The organism is Arthrobacter sp. JB02-1C (genome assembly GCF_057748045.1).
The window spans coordinates 555141-574346 of sequence record NZ_CM173235.1; the positions used below are offsets into that span (position 1 = coordinate 555141).

General features: G+C 69.2%; 18 protein-coding genes and 1 tRNA gene. 8 read left to right on the forward strand and 11 right to left on the reverse strand.

Annotated features, from left to right (window positions below; translation table 11 throughout):
• The first annotated feature begins 34 nt into the window (after positions 1-34).
• Positions 35-111: transfer RNA gene (locus AC3ANP_RS02635), tRNA-Pro, on the forward strand.
• 104 nt (positions 112-215) lie between these two features.
• On the opposite strand, the gene AC3ANP_RS02640 is transcribed toward AC3ANP_RS02635, so the two are convergent.
• On the reverse strand, positions 216-1346 hold the full coding sequence (locus AC3ANP_RS02640; RefSeq protein WP_488331808.1) for an IS1249 family transposase: 1131 nt from the start codon (positions 1344-1346) through the stop codon (positions 216-218).
• A 186-nt stretch (positions 1347-1532) separates the two neighbouring features.
• The gene (locus AC3ANP_RS02645; RefSeq protein WP_488331809.1) at positions 1533-1778 is read right to left on the reverse strand and encodes a hypothetical protein; all 246 of its coding nucleotides are present in this window, start codon (positions 1776-1778) and stop codon (positions 1533-1535) included.
• 144 nt (positions 1779-1922) lie between these two features.
• On the opposite strand from AC3ANP_RS02645, the gene AC3ANP_RS02650 reads away from it, so the two are divergent.
• Positions 1923-3188: a helix-turn-helix domain-containing protein gene (locus tag AC3ANP_RS02650; RefSeq protein ID WP_488331810.1), complete on the forward strand. Its 1266-nt coding sequence runs from the start codon at positions 1923-1925 to the stop codon at positions 3186-3188.
• Here AC3ANP_RS02650 and AC3ANP_RS02655 read toward each other — a convergent pair.
• Positions 3185-4132: a phosphoribosylaminoimidazolesuccinocarboxamide synthase gene (locus tag AC3ANP_RS02655; RefSeq protein ID WP_488331811.1), complete on the reverse strand. Its 948-nt coding sequence runs from the start codon at positions 4130-4132 to the stop codon at positions 3185-3187. The genes AC3ANP_RS02650 and AC3ANP_RS02655 overlap by 4 nt on opposite strands.
• Positions 4133-4134: 2 nt before the next feature.
• Positions 4135-5445 (reverse strand): phosphoribosylamine--glycine ligase, encoded by a 1311-nt coding sequence (purD, locus tag AC3ANP_RS02660; RefSeq protein WP_488333129.1) that lies wholly within the window; start codon positions 5443-5445, stop codon positions 4135-4137.
• 387 nt (positions 5446-5832) lie between these two features.
• Between purD and AC3ANP_RS02665 the strand changes: the two genes are divergently transcribed.
• From AC3ANP_RS02665 to AC3ANP_RS02675, 3 genes are read left to right on the forward strand one after another with little or no spacing between them, the layout of a single operon-like run.
• Complete coding sequence (locus tag AC3ANP_RS02665) at positions 5833-7470, forward strand: molybdopterin-dependent oxidoreductase (RefSeq protein WP_488331812.1); 1638 nt, start codon at positions 5833-5835, stop codon at positions 7468-7470.
• Between the two features lie 36 nt (positions 7471-7506).
• Positions 7507-8523, forward strand: coding sequence for an asparaginase (locus tag AC3ANP_RS02670; protein WP_488331813.1), 1017 nt, complete (start codon positions 7507-7509; stop codon positions 8521-8523).
• A 3-nt stretch (positions 8524-8526) separates the two neighbouring features.
• Complete coding sequence (locus AC3ANP_RS02675; RefSeq protein WP_488331814.1) at positions 8527-8970, forward strand: sterol carrier family protein; 444 nt, start codon at positions 8527-8529, stop codon at positions 8968-8970.
• Positions 8971-8998: 28 nt separating this feature from the next.
• On the opposite strand, the gene AC3ANP_RS02680 is transcribed toward AC3ANP_RS02675, so the two are convergent.
• The gene (locus tag AC3ANP_RS02680; protein ID WP_488331815.1) at positions 8999-9772 is read right to left on the reverse strand and encodes an SDR family oxidoreductase; all 774 of its coding nucleotides are present in this window, start codon (positions 9770-9772) and stop codon (positions 8999-9001) included.
• Between the two features lie 142 nt (positions 9773-9914).
• On the opposite strand from AC3ANP_RS02680, the gene AC3ANP_RS02685 reads away from it, so the two are divergent.
• Positions 9915-10817 (forward strand): CHAD domain-containing protein, encoded by a 903-nt coding sequence (locus tag AC3ANP_RS02685; RefSeq protein WP_488331816.1) that lies wholly within the window; start codon positions 9915-9917, stop codon positions 10815-10817.
• A gap of 39 nt (positions 10818-10856) precedes the next feature.
• Here AC3ANP_RS02685 and AC3ANP_RS02690 read toward each other — a convergent pair whose 3' ends face one another.
• The 4 genes from AC3ANP_RS02690 to AC3ANP_RS02705 form a co-directional block, all read right to left on the reverse strand.
• A complete protein-coding gene (locus AC3ANP_RS02690) occupies positions 10857-12032 on the reverse strand; it encodes a zinc-dependent alcohol dehydrogenase (protein ID WP_488331817.1) in 1176 nt (391 codons plus the stop codon).
• Positions 12033-12118: 86 nt separating this feature from the next.
• Positions 12119-12835, reverse strand: coding sequence for an HAD family hydrolase (locus AC3ANP_RS02695; protein WP_488331818.1), 717 nt, complete (start codon positions 12833-12835; stop codon positions 12119-12121).
• Positions 12822-13124: a YegP family protein gene (locus tag AC3ANP_RS02700; RefSeq protein WP_488331819.1), complete on the reverse strand. Its 303-nt coding sequence runs from the start codon at positions 13122-13124 to the stop codon at positions 12822-12824. Before AC3ANP_RS02700 ends, AC3ANP_RS02695 begins: the two co-directional genes overlap by 14 nt.
• 192 nt (positions 13125-13316) lie before the next feature.
• A complete protein-coding gene (locus tag AC3ANP_RS02705; protein ID WP_488331820.1) occupies positions 13317-15077 on the reverse strand; it encodes a glycoside hydrolase family 15 protein in 1761 nt (586 codons plus the stop codon).
• A gap of 64 nt (positions 15078-15141) precedes the next feature.
• Between AC3ANP_RS02705 and AC3ANP_RS02710 the strand changes: the two genes are divergently transcribed.
• Both AC3ANP_RS02710 and AC3ANP_RS02715 read left to right on the forward strand, forming a co-directional pair.
• Positions 15142-15942 carry a DUF72 domain-containing protein gene (locus tag AC3ANP_RS02710; protein ID WP_488331821.1) on the forward strand — a complete coding sequence of 267 codons (801 nt, stop codon included), beginning with the start codon at positions 15142-15144 and terminating at the stop codon, positions 15940-15942.
• A gap of 110 nt (positions 15943-16052) precedes the next feature.
• The gene (locus tag AC3ANP_RS02715) at positions 16053-17135 is read left to right on the forward strand and encodes an App1 family protein phosphatidate phosphatase (protein WP_488331822.1); all 1083 of its coding nucleotides are present in this window, start codon (positions 16053-16055) and stop codon (positions 17133-17135) included.
• Here AC3ANP_RS02715 and AC3ANP_RS02720 read toward each other — a convergent pair.
• On the reverse strand, positions 17132-18661 hold the full coding sequence (locus tag AC3ANP_RS02720; protein ID WP_488331823.1) for a GH1 family beta-glucosidase: 1530 nt from the start codon (positions 18659-18661) through the stop codon (positions 17132-17134). The genes AC3ANP_RS02715 and AC3ANP_RS02720 overlap by 4 nt on opposite strands.
• A 108-nt stretch (positions 18662-18769) precedes the next feature.
• The gene (locus AC3ANP_RS02725; protein WP_488331824.1) at positions 18770-19159 is read right to left on the reverse strand and encodes a hypothetical protein; all 390 of its coding nucleotides are present in this window, start codon (positions 19157-19159) and stop codon (positions 18770-18772) included.
• Positions 19160-19206: the final 47 nt, after the last annotated feature.

Genomic DNA, 19206 nt, shown 5'->3' on the forward strand with positions numbered 1-19206 from the left:
ATACTCTTGTGAAGTTGCTTTTGAAGTAACGGATCGGGATGTGGCGCAGCTTGGTAGCGCGCGTCGTTCGGGACGACGAGGTCGCAGGTTCAAATCCTGTCATCCCGACCAGTCAAAAGAGGGCCCTCCATTCGGAGGGCCCTCTTTTTTGTCCCCCGCCTCAATCGGGAAACGCAGCGGGTTATAGGACAAAACGTGTGTAAATCCCGGGTGTGTCACGGGCGTCCTGCCCAGCCTGTTCGGGCCCAGAGGCCTTCTTCTGCGGTAGCGGCATTGCCGTATTCCGCGGGTCCGTGGGGTTGTTCGACGGCGGTCTGAGCCGGTGGGCGTGCGGGGGTGTGGTGCGCCGGTCGGATGAGCCGGGCCGGCGGGACCGGGCTTTCGCTGTGGAGGTAGAGGTACCACTCGATGGCTCGTTTTTGGTGTTCTTCGCTCATGCCGCGGTGGGCCCGCAGCAGCAGACGGAGCTGGGCGTTGGTGCCGCCTTCGATCCGGTTGGTCGTGGCAGCGATTTCAAGGCCCGCGAACTCGGTACGCAGGTAGGTGAACAGCGTCCCGGCCTGGCTGAGCCGCTCCAGGAGGCGGTAGGCCTTCCGGAGCCGGTCATGGGTGAACCACCAGGTCTGATTCGCCCGCACCCACGCCGGGGCGATGGTGTTGCCATTGCGATAGGTCCGGGCTTTGACCAGATGCCCGTAGGTCTGGTGCCAGTCGTTCAGGCCGCCCAGCCACGCCGCCGCTTCCGCCCCGGTTGTGATCCTTGTCAGAGCCCGCCCCAGCCGCAGCAGCGCCTTGCCCGCCTCGGTCCTGGGACGGCCGGTCAGGTAGGTGCGGACGTTGCGCTGGACGTGGACGAGGCAACGCTGGACCGCGGTCGCGGACCAGCACTCAGACAGGGCTGCGGCGATCCCCGAACCACCGTCGGTGATCACCACGGTCGGGGCCGGGAAGCGTCCCAGCAACGCAGCCCACGCGGCCTTTTTCTCGGTGTCACACCACTGCCAGCCCAACACGTAATCGCCGCTGACGGCGATCAGGCAGCACCACGAGCCCACGTAGATCCCGTCGACCTGGATCTGGTCATGGACCTCGCCCGTGACCGGGATTTGCGGGGCGATGTTCCAGCACCACGCCGTGCGGCGCCGGAAAGACCGGGCCGTTCCGAACGAGTCCACCAGCGACTGGCTCCCGGTGCCCAGCAACCAGCCGAGAAACGCGTCCAGCTCCGCCCGCCGGCTCACGTCAGGACGCGCCCCCGACCGGCTCCCACCGCAGCCCAGACACCGGTAACGCTGCTTTCCGGCAGCCGTTTTCCCGTTCCGAACCAGCGCACGACCACAAATCAAACACTCAAGAGATATGCAAGCACCCCAGCCACCTTAAGCTCCAAAAGCTTAGCTACCCCTGATTTCCCCCGCCGTCGCTGGGAAGCGGGCCCCGGCCATACACACGTTTTGTCCTATAACCCAACGCAGCAGCCCCGGGACTCGTGGCCGGATCCCGGGGCTGCTGCGGATTGCGGTTGCTTCTGGCTACATCGGGTCGGGCCAGTTTCCGATATTGGTCGAGTAGGTCATGGGGTCCGGCCAGTTGCCGATCGCGGACAGGCTGCCCTGGCCCGAGCCCATCGGATCCGGCCAGTTTCCAATCGCCTGGCTGCCGGTACCCATGGGATCCGGCCAGTTACCGATGGCGCTTACTGACAGCACTGCGGGAGCCGCAGCGGAGAACGCCAACGCCCCAGCCAGGGCGACAGACGCGGCAATCTTCTTCAACATGTGGGTTTCCTCAATACGAGTCGGAAATACGAGTCGGATAGTTACAAAGCCAGCACGAGCCCTTGTTGACATACATTGTAAAATTACTTGCACAGACAGTGTCAAGCATTTAGTACAAAGACTGTCCGGAATGAGGAGGAAGCCGTGGGGAACGGATTCGGGGAGAAACTCCGGGCGGAGCGGCTGGAGCGCGGCCTCACGCAGGCGGAACTGGGACGGGACAAGTACTCGCCCAGTTACATCTCGCTGCTCGAAACCGGCCGCCGCGAACCGACCGCGGACGTCATTGAGGAGCTGGCCAGGCGGCTCGAACTGGCCCCCAAGGCCCTCGAAGCGTGGAGCCAGCCCGTGTCCGTCAGCGACGCCGAATACGTCCTGGCCGGACTGTACGCACGGCAGGCGTGGGACCTGCGCGACTACCCGCTGGCCGCCAGCCACGCCGCCACCGCGGCGCAGATCGCGCTGGAAGGAAAAAACACCAGCGCCTGGTGGAACATGACCTACATGCAGGCCGAGTGCCTGATGAAGCAGGGCCAGCTCAAGGAGTGCCAGGACCTGGTGCAGCGGCTGCTGGACCACCCGATGGCCGCCGAGTCGGCCGGCCTCGGCGTGCGTGCCCGGCAGATGCTGGCCGCGGTGTGCCACGGCCAGGGCCAGCTGGCGGTCGCCGTCGAACACGCCCAGGAGGCGGTGCGGCTCTGCGACCAGTTGCCCCAGGGATCCACGCTGATCATCGGCGCGCTGCGGGCGCTGATCGGGGCGCTGGCCGAAAGCGGCCGGCTGGACGAAGCCTGGCAGTACTGCCAGGAAATGAATGCGCAAATGGACGACCAGTCGATGTCCCAGCTCGCCGGCGAGGTCGCCTGGGTGATCGGGAACGTGGCCTTCATGCGCCACGACTACGCCGAGGGCATCAAATACCACGAGAAGGCGGCCACGCTGCTCTCCCCCGCGCATGACATCGACCTTTGGGCCCGGTTCAACAAGGCGTCCGCGGCCGTCCGCCTCTCGTCCGGCATCGTGGAACCGGAGACCCTGTCCTCGATCGAGCGCGCCGAACTGGCACTTTCGATCGTGGGCGGCAACAAGACCGACTACCTGGAAGTCGCCTTCATCCGGGCCCGCTGGCTGTACCTCACCGGCGACATCGTCGGGGCCGTGCAGAAGCTGCGCGAAATCCACAGCGAACGCGACGCACTGGCCAAACACGTGGCCGGCGAGGTCGCCCTGCTGCTGGGCAAGGCGCTCAAGGCAGCCGGCGAAGCCGAGGAAGCACTCGTCTACCTGGCTGAGGCCCAGCAGGAGTTCAGCGCGGCGGGCGCCTCGGACCGGGTCCAGCAGGCGATGGACGCCGTGCTGGAGATCCGGCTGGCCCAGCGCCGCGCCGAAGCCGCCGCCACGGGCAGTTAGGCGAAAGCGCGCCCGGTCAGCAGCTCGTAGGCCTCCACGTAGCGGCTCCGGGTGCGGTCGACGACGTCGGCCGGCAGGGGCGGCGGCGGCGTGTCCGAGGAACGGTCCCAGCCGGACGCCGCGGAGGTGAGCCAGTCGCGGACGTACTGCTTATCGTAGGACGGCTGCGCCCGGCCGGGCTCGTAGGTGCCCGCGTCCCAGAAGCGGGAGGAGTCCGGGGTCAGCACCTCATCGCCGAGGGTGATCACGCCCGTGGCCGTGTCGAGGCCGAATTCCACCTTCGTGTCGGCCAGGATGATGCCGCGGCCGCGGGCGACTTCCTCGGCCTTGGTGTAGATCTGCAGCGTCAGTTCACGCAACCGGTCGGCGATATCCTCACCCACCAGGTCCACGACGGCGTCGTAGGTGATGTTTTCGTCGTGGTCGCCGACGTCGGCTTTGGCGGACGGCGTGAAGATGGCCTGGTCGAGCCGGGACCCGTCCACCAGCCCGGCCGGCAACGGGATGCTGCACACCGTGCCGGACTGCCGGTATTCTTCCAGCCCGGAGCCGGTCAGGTAACCGCGGGCGATGCATTCCACCGGGAACATCTCGAGTTTCTTGCAGATCATGGCACGGCCCTCGACGGCGGCGGGAACCCCGCCGTCGACGGTGGCGGCAAGGACGTGGTGCTCGACGCCGAGCTGTTCGAACCACCAGAGGCTCAACTGGGTGAGGATGCGACCCTTGTCGGGGATCTCGCTCGCCAGGACGTGGTCGTAGGCGCTGATCCGGTCGCTGGCCACCACCAGGACGCACTCGTGGCCGAGGCGTTCGGTGACGGCCGAATCCGACGGGATGTACAGGTCCCGGACCTTGCCCGAGTACACGTGGGTCCACCCGGGGAGGTCCTGCGCCGGGGTGGCGAGGCCGCCCGGGCGCCTTGCTGCTTCGTTTCCGGGCATGTTCACGCCTTTCCCTTGGCGCCGGCCGCGGCGGCCGGCCCGGAGACCCGGATTTCGCCGCGCGCCGCTTTGCCGGCAATGTCGGTGCGGAACTGCGCCCCGTCAAGCTGGACGAGTTCGACGCCGTCGTACGCCCGTTCGCGGGCTTCGACGAGGTCGGAGCCGAGTGCCACCACGGCCAGGACGCGGCCGCCGGCGGACACCACCTTGCCTTCGCCGTCGAGCCGGGTGCCGGCGTGGACCACATGGACGCCTTCGACGGCTTCGACCTTCTTAAGGCCTCGGATCCGGTCCCCGGTCCGTGGCGTGCCGGGGTAATTTTCGGCGGCGACGACGACGGCGACCGCGGACTCCCGGGCCCAGCGCAGCGGCTGGACCTTGTCCAGGCCGCCCTTCGCGGCGGCCATCAGCAGTCCGCCCAGCGGCGTCTTGAGCCGGGCGAGGACGGCCTGGGTCTCCGGGTCACCGAAACGCACGTTGAACTCAATGACGCGGGTACCGCGGGAGGTCAGGGCGAGCCCGACGAAGAGCACTCCGACGAAGGGCGTGCCGCGGTGGGCCATCTGGTTCACGGTGGGCTGCGCCACCCGGTCGATGACCTCCTGGAGCAGCCCTTCCGGCGCCCAGTCCAGCGGCGTGTAGGCGCCCATGCCCCCGGTGTTGGGGCCCTCGTCGTTATCGAAGATCCGTTTGAAATCCTGGGCCGGGGACAGCGCCAGGGTGGTGGTGCCGTCGCACAGGACAAACACGGACACCTCAGGCCCGTCGAGGAATTCCTCGATCAGCACCGTGCCGCCGGCGTCGAAGCAGGCCTGCGCGTGCGCCAGCGCCTCGTCGCGGTTGCCGGTGACCACCACGCCCTTGCCGGCAGCCAGCCCGTCGTCTTTCACCACGTAGGGGGCGCCGAAGGTGTCCAGCGCGTCTGCGGCTTCCTCGGCGTTGGACGCCACCCGGGCCATCGCGGTCGGCACTCCCGCCTCGGCCATGACTTCCTTGGCGAAGGCCTTGGAGGCCTCCAGCTGTGCGGCGGCCTTGCTTGGCCCGAAGACCGGGATCCCGGCCTCGCGGACCGCGTCGGACACGCCGGCGGCGAGCGGCGCCTCGGGGCCCACGACCACCAGGTCGACGGCGAGCCGGGTGGCCAGGGCGGCGACGGCGTCGGGGTCGTTCGTGTCGACGGCGTAGGTGGGGACCAGCTTGGCGATGCCCGCGTTGCCCGGGGCCGCGTGGACCTCGGAAACGTTCGGGTCGGCGAGCAGGGAACGGACAATGGCGTGTTCTCGGCCGCCGGGGCCGATGACGAGTACCTTCACAGTTCCCAAGGGTACTTTGTGGACCCGGCAGGCTCATAAGCCGTGACCCCCGCGGGACATGCCCAGTCCTGGCCGCCCGTTCCACGCCATCCCCGCGGGACATGCCCAGTCTTGGCCGCGGCCACTGGACATAGGGCCCAGATGCCCAGTCCTGGCCGCGGCCACTGGACATAGCGCCCACATGCCCGGTCCGACCCGCGGGACATGCCCAGTCCTGGCCGCGGCCACTGGACATAGCGCCCACATGCCCGGTCCGACCCGCGGGACATGCCCAGTCCTGGCCGCGGCCACTGGACATAGTGCCCACATGCCCATCCGTGCCACCCAGGGGAGCGCATGTCCACCTCGCCGGACAATCCCAACACCCCGCCGCTCCGAAGACCGGGTATGAAGACGCTCAGCACACAGAAGCCCGGCAGCAGCCCGCAGCACCGGAATCAGGCTGCGGGCCGGTCCGGTTCCACAGCCCTGGCCGCGCTGGCCGGGGTGGTCTCGGCCGGCGTCGTCCTGTCCGTCGCGGAACTGATCGGCGCATTCTTCACTACGCGAGCCACCCCGCTGATCGCCTTGGGTTCCACCTTCATTGACTTCACGCCGCTATGGATGAAGAACTTTGCCGTTGAAACGTTCGGCACCAATGACAAGGCCGCGCTGTTCGTCGGGATGGCTGTCACTATCCTGCTCCTCGCCTGCGTGCTGGGCATCGCGGCGTACCGAAAATGGGCGCTGGGCGTGGCCGGGGTGCTGCTGATGGGCGCCGTCATCATCGCGAGCGTGGTGACCCGGGCCGGCGTGAAACCCTACGACGCCATCCCTTCCCTCATCGGCACGGTGGCCGGGCTCATCGTGCTCCGGCTCCTGACCACCAGGCTCTGGCGGCTGCGGACGTGGCCGGATGCCGCGGCGTGGCCGGATGCCACGGCGGACCGCGGCGCCAAGGAACCGGACCGCCCCGCCACCACCCGGCGCGCCTTCTTCACCGCCACCGGCATCACCGCCGTCGCTGCCGGCGCGGCCGCCACCGGCGGACGGCTGCTGAGCGCCGCCCGCAGCAACGTGGCCCAGGCCCGGGAGGCCCTGAAACTGCCGGCTCCGGCCAGGGCTGCCGCCGCGGTACCGGCCGGCGTGCAGTCCCAGGCTGCGGGGGTCACCCCATGGCTGACGCCGAACAAGGACTTCTACCGGATCGACACGGCGCTCAGCGTGCCGGAGATCAACGCCCCCGACTGGGAGCTGCGGGTTCACGGCCTGGTCGAACAGGAGCTGCGGCTTAGCTTCCAGGACCTGCTGGACGCGAAGCTGATCGAAGCCCATGTCTCGCTGACCTGCGTGTCCAACCCCGTCGGCGGCAACCTGGCCGGCAACGCCAAGTGGCTGGGCATGCCCCTCCGGGACGTGCTCAGGATGGCCCGGCCAAAGCAGGGTGCGGACATGGTGCTCTCCACCTCGATCGACGGTTTCAGCGCCTCCACCCCGCTCGAGGTACTCCAGGATGACCGGGACGCGATGCTGGCGATCGGTATGAACGGCGAGCCCCTGCCGCTCGAGCACGGCTACCCGGTGCGGATGGTGGTGCCCGGGCTGTACGGCTTCGTCTCGGCCACCAAATGGGTGGTGGACCTGGAGGTGACCCGGTTTGCGGACCACAAGGCCTACTGGACGCAGCGGGGGTGGTCCGAGCGGGGCCCGATCAAGACGATGGCCAGGGTGGAGGTGCCCAGGTCGTTCGCCAGGGTCCCCGCGGGACGGGTCGCGGTCGGTGGCACGGCCTGGGCGCAGACCCGCGGCATCACCAAGGTGGAGGTCCAGATCGACAACGGCCCGTGGACCGAAGCGGTGCTTTCCGCGGAGGCGTCCGTGGTGACCTGGCGGCAGTGGTCCTTCGACTGGACCGCCACCCCGGGCCCGCACTACATCAAGGCGCGCGCCACCGACCGGACGGGCGAAGTGCAGACGGACAAGCGGGCGGATCCGGTGCCGGACGGCGCCTCGGGCTGGCAGTCGGTCATGGTGACCGTGGAGTAACCGGGCTGGACGGGGACGGCACCATAGACTTGCAGCATGCCCCTGAACCCGCACGCCACCTTCACCGTTGAGTCCGCCGTCGAGCTCGCAGTCGTTGAACGCAGCGGCTTCGTTGAGTCCCGGCACATCGGCTCCGCCGTCGTGCTGTCCGCGGACGGCCAGGTTGTTACCGAACTTGGCGACATCAGCACTCCCATCTTTGCGCGTTCCACGCTCAAGCCGCTGCAGGCCCTGGCCTCGATGCAGTCCGGCGTGCCGCTGCGCGGCGCCCAGGCGGCGATCGCCTGCGGCAGCCACGTCGGCTCACTGGACCACATGGACGTGGTGGAAGGCATGCTCAAGGCCGCCGGCGTCAAGGAAGACCAGCTGCAGTGCCCCGCGGCCTGGCCCGAGGATGAGACGGCGCGGACCTGGCTGGTGCAGACCGAGCGCGGCAAGACCCGGCTGGCCTTCAACTGTTCGGGCAAGCACGCCGCCTTCCTCTGGGCCTGCACCGAAAACGGCTGGGATACGCACAGCTACCTGGAACCAAATCACCCGCTGCAGCAACGGATCCGCTCCGTGATCGAGGAGTACTGCGGTGAGCCGATCGCGCACCTCGGAATCGACGGCTGCGGGGCCCCGGTCGCCGCCGTCTCGCTCACCGGACTGGCCCGCGCCTTCTCCCGGCTCGCGAAGGCGCCCGGGGACAAGAATTCAAACGCCCGCGCCGCCACGATCGCCACGTCCATGCTGGACTACCCGTGGGCCGTGCAGGGCCGCGGCCAGGCCAACACGATCGTCATGGACGAGCTCGGCATCATCGCGAAAGTCGGGGCTGAAGGGGTGCTGGTGATGGCCACCCCGCAGGGCGTGTCGGTGGCGATCAAGGTCCTCGACGGCAACATCCGGGCCACCACCCTGGTGGGCCTGACCCTGCTCGCCGCCGCCGGCGCCGTGGAGATCCCGGAGGTCTCCAGCGTGCTCGAAAAGGTCGTCGAGCCGGTACTCGGGGGCGGCCGTCCGGTCGGCAAGATCCGCCTGGGCCGCGCCGTGTCGGCGCTGCTGGACTAGGCCGTGGCTGTCTCCCGCCGGCGGATCCCGCTGGAGGAGGGTGCCGCGGCGCTGGCGGCCTGGCGCGAGGCCACCGCGCCCGCGACGGCATCCCCGGGCCCGCCCGCGACGGCATCCCTGGAGGCGGCCTCAACGGTGCCGGCAGCCCAGACCGCGGCACCGGTGTCCCGGAGCACCCTCGCGACGGCGGTGCGCTACACCCTGGAGGAGGTCACCGCCCGGGCTCCCGGGAACTCGGTGGAGGTCCGGGTGCCCCCGTTCGGGGTGACCCAGTGCGTCGAGGGCCCGCGGCACACCCGCGGCACCCCGCCCAACGTGATCGAGTGCGACGCCGCCACCTGGCTGGCGATGGTCAGCGGCCGGCTCAGCTGGGCGGACGCAGTCGAGGCCGGCCGGGTGGCGGCTTCGGGGCTCCGCGCGGACCTGTCCCGGCTGCTGCCGCTCTAGCCAGGGGCCGCCTGGCCGCCCACGTTACTCAGCCGCGGCCGATAAAAGGCATCCCCGCGGCGGTGATCACCAGCGAACCCACGCTCGCGGACGCCGGCATGCCGGCCATCAGCACCACGGCGCGCGCGGCGTCCTCCACCGGGAAGGTCGGCTCGACCCGGCGGCTGCCGTCGGCCTGGAGCGCCCCCTCGCCGACACCGAGCGCGGTCATCAGTTCCGTCGCCGTGTTCCCGATGTCGATCTGGCCGCAGCTGATCCCGAAGCCGCGGCCGTCCAGGTCGATGCTCTTGGTCAGTCCGGTGATCGCGTGTTTCGTGACCGTGTAGGCGACGGTGCGTGGCCGGGGTGAGTGCGCCGCGATGGACCCGTTGTTGATGATCCGGCCGCCTTGCGGCGATTGTGCCTTCATGGCCCGGACCGCGGCGGCGGCGCACAGCAGGGAGCCGGTCACGTTGACCGCCAGGGTGGCATCCCAGTCTGCGACACTGATTTCGTCGACCGAGGCAGCCGGGCCGACGACGCCGGCGTTGTTGAACAGCACGTCCACCCGCTCCCAATGCTCAAGCACCACGGCGAAAAGCCGCTCGACGTCGTCGGCCTGGCTGACGTCGCAGGTCACCGCGAGCGCCTGCGCATGGCCGGCGCCGGTCTCCAGCAGGGGCGCCTCCCGCCTGCCGACCAGCACCACACGGTAGCCCTCCGCCAGCATGAGCCGGGCCACGGCCCGGCCGATCCCGGAGCCTGCTCCGGTCACGACGGCGACCCGGCCGGGGCGGTGCTGGTGCTGGTGCTGGTGAGTCATGGGGGCTCCTGATGTGCGGACGGCGGTGCGGTCCCGCCAGCCTATGCCTGGTCGGGCTGCCGCGGCAGGATGCGCGAAACATTAACCCACAACAGCCGCCGGGAGGCGCTGCGCACGCCCTTCCGGCGACGTACAGTGAAGCGTGGCAACCACCGCCGGTGAGGCCTTGCTGGCCTACCTTGAGCAGCAGTTCAGCGAACTGTGCCGCCACGCTGCCGGCGTCCGCGCCGGGCAGGCCGAAGAGGTCCACCTGATGCGCGTCGCCGCCCGCCGGCTCCGGTCATTACTGGCCTCCGGCCGCCCGCTGTTCGAAGCCGACGCCGTCGAACCGGTCCGGGCCGAGTTGCGCTGGCTCTCCGGATTGCTCGGTGCCGCCCGGGACCCCGGCGTGGTCCGCGACCGGCTCAGCCCGCTGCTCGAGCACGAGCCCGAATCGCTGCGCTTTGGTCCGGCCGCGGAGCAGTTCGATGCCGAGCTTGGAGCGCTGGCGGAGGCCGGGATGGCGGCGGCCCGGGAGGCGCTGCAGGGCGGGCGCTACGCCCGGCTGCTGGCGGACGCCCGGCAGTTGCTTGCCGAGCCGCCGCTCTCGGCCAAAGCCGCCACGGCCCCAGGAGCGCGGATCGCGAAACTGACGGCCAAGGACGACCGCCGGCTGCACCGCGCCGTTGATGCCCTGCCCCCGGCGGGCGGGGACGCCGGCGCCGCGCACGACGCCGGCCTGCACGAGGTCCGCAAGGCCGCCAAACGACTGCGCTACTCGGCCGAACTGGCCGCAGTGACCGGCCGGGATGGCACCGCGCGGGCCGGAAAACGGCGCCGCCGCGCCAGAAAAGCGGCCAAGGCCGCGGGCAAGATCCAGCGCCTGCTCGGACAGCACCAGGACAGCGTCGTGGCCCGGGCCCGGCTCGCGGACCTGGCCCGCCGGACGCCGGACGGCGGCGCCGGCTTCAGCTTCGGCCGGCTCCACGCCAAGGAAGAGGCCCTGGCGGCCGACGTGGAACGCAACTTCCTCAAACTCTGGAAGAAGCGGTTCCGCGGCCGCTAGGCCTGCCCGCCGCTAAACGGGTCCGCAGGCCCCGTGCCGTCAGGGCTTGAGCACCACTTTGATGCAGCCGTCCTGCTTCTTCTGGAACTTCTCGTACATGGCCGGGGCCTCATCGAGGCTGGCCCGATGGGTCACCAGGTCCATCACGCCCAGCGGGTCGGCGTCGGCCTCCACCAGCGGCATCAGGTCCTCGGTCCAGCGCCGCACGTTGCACTGGCCCATCCGCAGCTGGATCTGCTTGTCGAACATGTGCATCAGCGGCATCGGTGAGGCCGAGCCGCCGTAGACGCCGCTAAGCGAGACGGTGCCGCCCCGGCGGACCGCGTCCAGTGCGGTGTGCAGCGCGGAGAGCCGGTCAACGCCCACGGTTTCGAAGGCCTTCTGCGCCAACTTATCCGGCAGCAGTCCGGCCGCGTGCTGCGCGAACGACGCCACCGGTGAATCGTGCGCTTCCATGCCGACGGCGTCCACCACCGAGTCGGCCCCCCGGCCCTCGGTCATCGAGCGCAGCTCGTCGGCGGTGTTCTTGGAAAAGTCCAGGGTCTCGACGCCGTGCCGCTCCGCCATGGCCCGGCGCTCGGGTACGGGGTCCACGCCGATCACGCGCAGGCCGAAGTGCTTCCCGATCCGGGAGGCGAACTGCCCCACCGGGCCCAGTCCGAGGACCGCCAGCGTGCCGCCGTCGGGCACGTCCGCGTATTTCACGCCCTGCCAGGCGGTCGGGAGGATGTCCGAGAGGAAGAGGTAGCGCTCGTCCGGGAGTTCGGAGCCAACCTTGATCGGCCCATAGTCCGCGTGCGGCACGCGCAGGTATTCTGCCTGGCCGCCGGGCACCGAGCCGTACAGTTCGGAGAAGCCGAAGAGCGCAGCTCCGGTTCCCTTTTCCTTGACCTGCGTGGTCTCACACTGGGACTGCAACCCGTGGCTGCACATGAAGCAGTGCCCGCAGGAGATGTTGAACGGGATCACCACCCGGTCCCCCTTTGCCAGGTTGGTGACCGCGCTGCCGACCTCCACCACGGTGCCCATCGGCTCGTGGCCGATGATGTCGCCCTTGTGCATGTAGGGGCTGAGGACCTCGTAGAGATGCAGGTCGGAACCGCAGATGGCCGTGGACGTGATCCGGACGATCGCGTCGGTGGGGTTCTGGATGACCGGGTCGGGGACTTCTTCGACGCCGATGGAGCGTTTGCCCTGCCAGGTAAGTGCCTTCACGTGGATGCCTTTCGATGGTGGACGGAAATCTCGGGTGCCCGGGACCTGGACACGGAACGCCGGGAGGCGCGCCGCTGCCCGGGAGGTCAGTGGCCGTGGACGCGGGCGGCGAGCCTCCCGATGGCGCTGCCGGCCAGGTTCTGCAGCAGTGCGCGCGGGCTGTCGTAGACCTCGGCGGCGCCGGCGGCGCGGAGTTCCGCCTCGCTGGTGCCGCCGCAGGTCAGGCCGATCGTCGGCATATCCAGGGCACCGGCGGCCATGACGTCCCAGACGGCGTCGCCGACGTAGACGGCGTTGTCGGCGGGAACGTCGACGGCCTTGAGCGCAGCGATGAGGATGTCCGGCGCCGGTTTGCTTTCCTTCGCGTCGGCCGAGCTGGTGGCCGCGTGGATGTAAGCGTCCGCGCCGATGGCGCCCCTGAGCATCTCCAGGTCCCGGTCCCGGGCGGAGGAGGCGAGGGCGACGGCAAGCCCGCTGTCGAAGCACTGGGCCAGGAGTTCCCGCGCACCGTCGAGCCGGCGCAGGGCGGGCCAAAAGGTAGAGAACACGGCCGCGTGGGAGGTCATGATGTCCGGGTCCGCGGCCGTGTCGCGGTCCTGCGGCAGGAGGTGGTCCAGGACCCGGTCCCCGCCCATGCCCACCGCACGGTGGATGCTCGCCATCGGCACGTCGTAGCCGGCCTGCCGGAACGCCTGCCACCAGGCAAGGGTGTGGAGGTAGGACGAATCGACCAGCGTACCGTCGACGTCGAAGAGAACGGCCGCCCGGTGCTGCCCGGCGGAGGGCGTGTCAGTTGTGGGCACGGGTGCGCTTCACCGCCGCCAGGGTTCCTCCGGTCAACGATGAGCCGCGTCCCGCGCCACCGCCGGTCCGCCGCTTGGCCAGTGCGGTCACGACTGCTGACTGGCTCTCGCCGCTGCGGTCCCGGACCAGTCCGGTCCCGGCGATTTCGCGGGTCTGTGCGATGCCTGCAACGGCTGCCCGCTTGGTCGGAAACGTCACGGAGACAGCCATCAGGCTACCCACCGCGTCCATCATCCGGATCCGGTAGCCGCCGTCGGGCGCGTCCACGAGCTCGAAATATCCAGCCATCGCATACTCCTTCAATCCACACCCCAAACGGGGGTGTTAGTAAGTATACTTATCTATGCGCTGGATAAAAGTCCTGGCCCGCCAGTAACAGTCCAGTCAGGAACAGTCCAGTCAGGAACAGTCCAGTCACCGTCCAGTGCCGGGGCCGGGACCGGCCCGTGGCGGCCGCCAGTCCCGGGCGGAGTGCCCGGTTCAACCGTCGGCCTCGAGTTTCAGCGCGCTGTGTACCAACGCAAAATGGCTGAACGCCTGCGGCACGTTGCCCAGTTGCCGCGCCTCCTCGACGCCCCATTCCTCGCTGAGGAGACCGACGTCGTTGCGCAGCGCGAGCAGCCGGTCAAACAGCTCCCGCGCTTCCCGGCGCCGGCCGGCGCCGAGCAGGGCGTCGACGAGCCAGAAGGAACACGCCAGGAAGACCCCCTCGTCGCCCGGGACGCCGTCGTCGCTTTGATCCTGCCGGTAGCGGAGCAAGAAACCGTCCTGGTTGAGCTCGCGCTGTACGGCGTCGATGGTGCCGACCACCCGGGGGTCGTCCGGGGGCAGGAAGCCCACCCGCGGGATGAGCAGCAGGCTGGCGTCGAGTTCGGGGCGGCCGTAGGACTGCACGAAGGTATTGCGTTCCGCGTCGAACCCGTGGGCCATGACCTCGGCATGGATGGTGTCCCGGAGAGTTTCCCAGCGGTCGGCCGGGCCGGGCAGGCCGAAGTCCCGGACGCCCTTGACCATCCGGTCCGCAGCGACCCAGGCCATCACCTTCGAGTGGGTGAAGTGCCGCCGCGGACCACGCATCTCCCAGAGCCCGTTGTCCGGTGCGGTCCAGGCGGTCTCCAGATGCTCCATCAAGGCGATCTGGACGTCCCAGGACTCGTCTTTTTGCCGCAGCAGCGAGGTCCGGGTGAGGGCCAGGCCGTCCAGGACTTCCCCCCATACGTCCAGCTGGAGTTGCCCGGCGGCGGCGTTTCCGATCCGCACCGGCGTTGACCCCTCGTAACCGGGCAGCCAGTCCAGGGTCATCTCCGGCAGCCTGCGCTCTCCGTGCAGCCCGTACATGATCTGCAGGTCGGCGGGGTCCCCGGCCACCGCGCGCAGCAGCCAGTGCCGCCAGGCCGCCGCTTCCCCGGAGTATCCGGAGGCGAGCAGGGCCTGCAGGGTCAGGGTCGCGTCCCGCAGCCAGCAGTAGCGGTAGTCCCAGTTCCGTTGGCCGCCGAGTTCCTCCGGCAGGGACGTGGTCACAGCCGCCACAATGCCGCCGGTCGGGGCGAAAGTGAGGGCCTTGAGGGTGATCAGCGAGCGCAGCACGGCGTCGCGGTAGGGACCCGTGACCCGGCATTGGGACGACCACTGCCGCCAGAACGCCTCCGAGTCTTTGAGGACCTGCTCGGGGTCCACCGAACGCGGGCGGGCCAGGTGGCTGGGCGACCAGGTCAGCACGAACGGGAGGCGCTGGCCGGCGGTGACGGTGAAATCACTGGTGGTCTCCATGTGTTCACCGCGCAGCGGGACATCCGTGACAAGGTAGGCCGCATCCGGGCCGGCGACGGCGTGGATCCCGTGCTTGTCGTGCCTGACCCAGGGCACAACATGCCCGTAGTCAAACCGCAGGACCAGTTCGCCGCGCATCCGGACGGTGCCGCGGAGCCCGACGACGATCCGTACGATGTCCGCGGCCCCGTCCCGCGGCGTCATGAAGTCGATGACCCTGACCGCGCCGTCGGGGGTTTCCCAGTCCGATTCGAGGATCAGCGTGTCGGGACGGTAGCGGCGCCGGGTGCACTCGCCGCCGGTGGCCGGGGCCAGCAGCCAGCGCCCGGCGTCCGGGCCGCCCAGCAGGGAACTGAAGCACGCCGGCGAATCGAAGCGCGGCAGGCAGAGCCAATCGATGGAGCCTTCCGTGCTGACCAACGCGGCGGTGTGCAGGTCGCCGACCAGTGCATAATCCTCGATCCGAGCCATGCGTCCTACAGTGCCATATGACGCACCGCCGCACGAGGACGCCGCGGCAGGCTAGGATCCCATCATGCCGGAACAGGACGCGGGGGCGGCGCCAGCATCGCCGCAGGGAGCTGAACCGCAGCAGACCCGGCGCGGCGTGGCACAGATCGGCACGAGCGGCTGGAGCTACGACCACTGGGAGAACGTGCTGTACCCGCCCGGACTCCCGGCCCGGGACCGGCTGGCCCGCTACGTGTCCCGGTTCAGCACGGTGGAGCTGAATGCGAGCTTCTACCGGTGGCCGCGCGAAAGCTCCTTCGCCAGTTGGCGGCAGCGCCTCCCGGACGGCTTCACGATGTCCGTCAAGGCCCCGCGCGGACTCACCCATGGCAAGAAACTCTACGAACCGGAGGTGTGGATCGAGCGGATTGCCCGGGGCTGGCACGAACTGGCGGACAAACGCGCCGTGCTGCTCGTTCAACTTCCGCCGGACCTGGCCCGCGACGATGCCCGGCTGGACTACTTCCTGGCCCGGCTGCCGGACTGGATCCGGGTGAGCGTGGAGTTCCGGCATGCCAGCTGGGACCACCCGGCGGTGTTTGACGTGCTGGAACGGCACGGCGCCGCGTACTGCATCATGAGCGGCGCAGACCTGCCCTGCATCCTGCGGGCCACCGCACCGTTTGTCTACGTCCGGCTGCACGGCCCGGACCGGAACCAGCTGTACGCCGGCTCCTACTCCGATCACGATCTGGGCTGGTGGGCGGACCGGATCCGCGAGTGGCAGGGCAACGGCCAGGACGTCTACGCGTATTTCAACAACGACGGCGGCGGCAACGCCGTGCGCAACGCCTTCACCCTGCGCGGATTCCTCGACGGTCGGTGACCGGCCGGGCAGCCGCCGGCGGTGCCACGACGCGGGCCCCGTGGGGCTACCGTGCGGCCGCCGGGGGCCGCTGCGGGAGAGCCGTGGGGCCGCTGTGGGAGAGTGGAGCTATGGAATTGGCGTCGCAGCAACCAGCCCACGAACCGCCTCCGACCGGGAAGGTCTCGGGTGGCAGGGCCTTCCGGCTGGCGCATCTGGTCTCCGACACGGTCAACCACCTGCGGCTGAAGGCTGCGAGGAGCTGGAAGTTCGGTCCGCAGACCATCGCCTACCAGGGCTACGGCTCCACGGAGTGGGTCCGCGTGCTGGGCCGGGTGGTGCTCACCAGCAGGGCCGCCCCCGGGAGCCGGGCGGAGCAGGCAGCCCAGAACGGAAACCAGAATGTCCGCGGCTGGCGCGCTTTTACCTCAGTCCCGATCCAGTTCGCCGAGGTGGACATTGAAATCGGCGGCACCACCACCCGGGTAAGCGCGGACCGGGGCGGCGTTATCGACACCATCGTTCCGGTATCCCTGGCACCCGGCTGGCACACCGCCGTGCTGCGCGCCGAGGGCACGGAGCCGGCCGAGGCGATGATCTTCGTGATCGCCCCGGACACCGAACTCGGCATCGTCTCCGATATCGATGACACGATCATGGTCACGGCCCTCCCCCGGCCGTTCCTGGCCCTGTGGAACACCTTCGTGCTCAACGAACGGGCCAGGATGGCCACCCCGGGCATGGCCGTGTTGCTGGACCGGCTGCTCGTGGAGCACCCCGAGGCGCCGGTCATTTACCTGTCCACCGGTCCCTGGAATGCGGCGCCGACGCTGGCGCGCTTCATCGCGCGCAACATGTACCCTTCCGGCACGCTGCTGTTGACCGACTGGGGCCTGACCAACGACCGCTGGTTCCGCAGCGGCCAGGAGCACAAGCGCCGCAACCTTGAACTGCTGGCCCAGGAGTTCCCCAACATGCGCTGGCTGCTCTTTGGCGACAACGGCCAGCATGATGAGGCGATCTATTCGGAGTTCGCGAAGCAGCACGGCAACAGGGTTGCCGCGATCGGCATCCGCCAGCTCTCCGCCGGCGAGGCCGTGCTGGCCGGCGGCCATTCCGAAAACGGCGACCACACCGGCTCGGCCGTCCCCTGGGTCTACTCGCCCGACGGCGCGGGCCTGGCCAAGCGGCTGCGGGAACTGGACATCCTCTAGCCGGCGGGGGCCGCGGCGTCGGCGCTTCCCGCCTCGTGCTCCGGCTCGGCCACGGCTTCGGCGCTGCCGGTGTCCGCCGCGGACTCCGGCCGGTTGCGGGCCGCCAGGAGTTCCCGGAGCCAGTGGAAGGACGCCTTCGGGGTGCGGACCATTGTGTCCCGGTCGACGTGCAGGAGGCCGAACTGCTGCTTGTAGCCGGCGGACCACTCGAAGTTGTCCAGCAGCGACCACACGTAGTAGCCGCGCAGGTCAATCGATTCGGCCGCGCCGCCGGGCGAGGTCGCCGCCAGGGCGGCTTCGAGATGTTCAGCCAGGTAGCGCACCCGGCGCTCATCGGGAACGATCAGGCGGCCCTCGGCGTCGTGGATCTCCAGGTCCTCGAAACTCGCCCCGCCCTCGGTGATGTAGACCGGCGGCAGGTCCGGGTACCGTTCCGCCATTTCCGCGAGTGCCACTGCCATGTAGTCAGGCTTGATCGGCCAGCCATAGGCGGTGATCTCGGTGTCGGGGAAGCTTTGAATGTGGAACGGGGTGCCGGCTCCGCCGTTCAGGTCGTTCCCCATTGCCTCGGCCATCCCTTCAGGGACGGTACCGTCCCCCGGACCGGCACCGACCCGGGTGGGCATGTAGTAGTTCAACCCGTAGAAATCCACCGGCTGCGAGATGAGGTCCATATCCTCGCTGGACGGGCTGAACGAGGAGAAGAACGTGGCGGCGCGGACGGCATCCGGGTATTTCCCCAGCAGCACGGGGTCCGCGTACAGGCGGTTCTGGGCCACATCCATAAGCCCGGCGCTGACCTTGTCCAACGGGTTGATCGAGGCCGGCACCATCGGGGAGTAGACGTTGGTGAGTCCGACGTCCCCCGGGACCTTGGCTGCGCGTAGCGCCTGCAGTGCAAGCCCGTGGCCCAGCAACTGGTGATGGACGCTCGGCAGGGCCTTGAGCATGTGCGCCTTCCCGGGCGAATGCAGGCCCAGCATGTAGCCGTTGGCGCTGACCGTGGCTGGTTCGTTGATGGTCACCCAGCGCGCCACCCGGTCGCCGTAGGCCGCTGCCGCGATGGCGGCGAACTCGCCCAGCCGGTAGGCGGTGTCCCGGTTCATCCAGCCGCCGGCCTCGTCCAGCTCCAGCGGGGTGTCCCAGTGGTAGAGGGTGGCCATCGGGGCAATGCCGTTGGCGAGCAACAAGTCGATCAGCCGGTCGTAGAAGTCCAGCCCCTTAGGGTTCACCGGCCCGCTTCCGCCGGGCTGGATGCGCGGCCAGGACAACGAGAACCGGTAGGAATCGACCCCCAGCTCCTTCATCAGTGCCACATCTTCGGGCATCCGGTGGTAGTGGTCGCAGGCTATCGCCGGGCTGTGGCCGTTCACGATCGAGCCCGGCTTGGCCGCGAAGACGTCCCATCCGGAGGGTCCCCGCCCGTCTTCGTCCAGCGCTCCCTCAATCTGGAAAGCGGCGGTGGCCACCCCCACGGTGAAGCCGGCGGGCAGCAGGGCGGCCAATTCGTGGGCCGAAGCGTTCATGTAGCGGATCCCCTATGCAGTTAGTGGCAGTTGGTCGATTTTAGGCTGTGGCAGGGTGCCGCGCCACAATCGGCGCGCTGCCGCGCCGAACGCAGCCGTGGCACAGCGTCAGGGCGCCAACGGTTCCGGCCCGAACAGGAACTCCTTCGCGTGCGCCACCGCCTTCTTGAAGGCATCGTTTCGGAGGGTCAGGAGTTGTTCCGCGTCACCCTGCGCGGGTTCCAGGTAGCCGGTGAACCCGGGCCTGAGCACCCAGATGTCGCCGGCCGGCGGCAGATAGAAGACGCCGAAGGACCGCTGTTGGCTTTCATCGTCGGACCAGATGGGCACCACAGCCAGGGCCGCCCCGGTGTCGACGTTGATCCACTGGGCCCGGGGAAGCGGCAGTTCGTGGGCTTCGGGGTCAAGGAACGGCGCGGTGCCCGCGCCCCATCGCTGCTCGAACCTCTCGTGGAACGCCGGGATCAGATGCGAATCGTAACGCCGCCATCCGCTCATGGCCTGCCTCTTTCTCTTCCTGCTTCACTGTGAACTCCGCTCAGGGC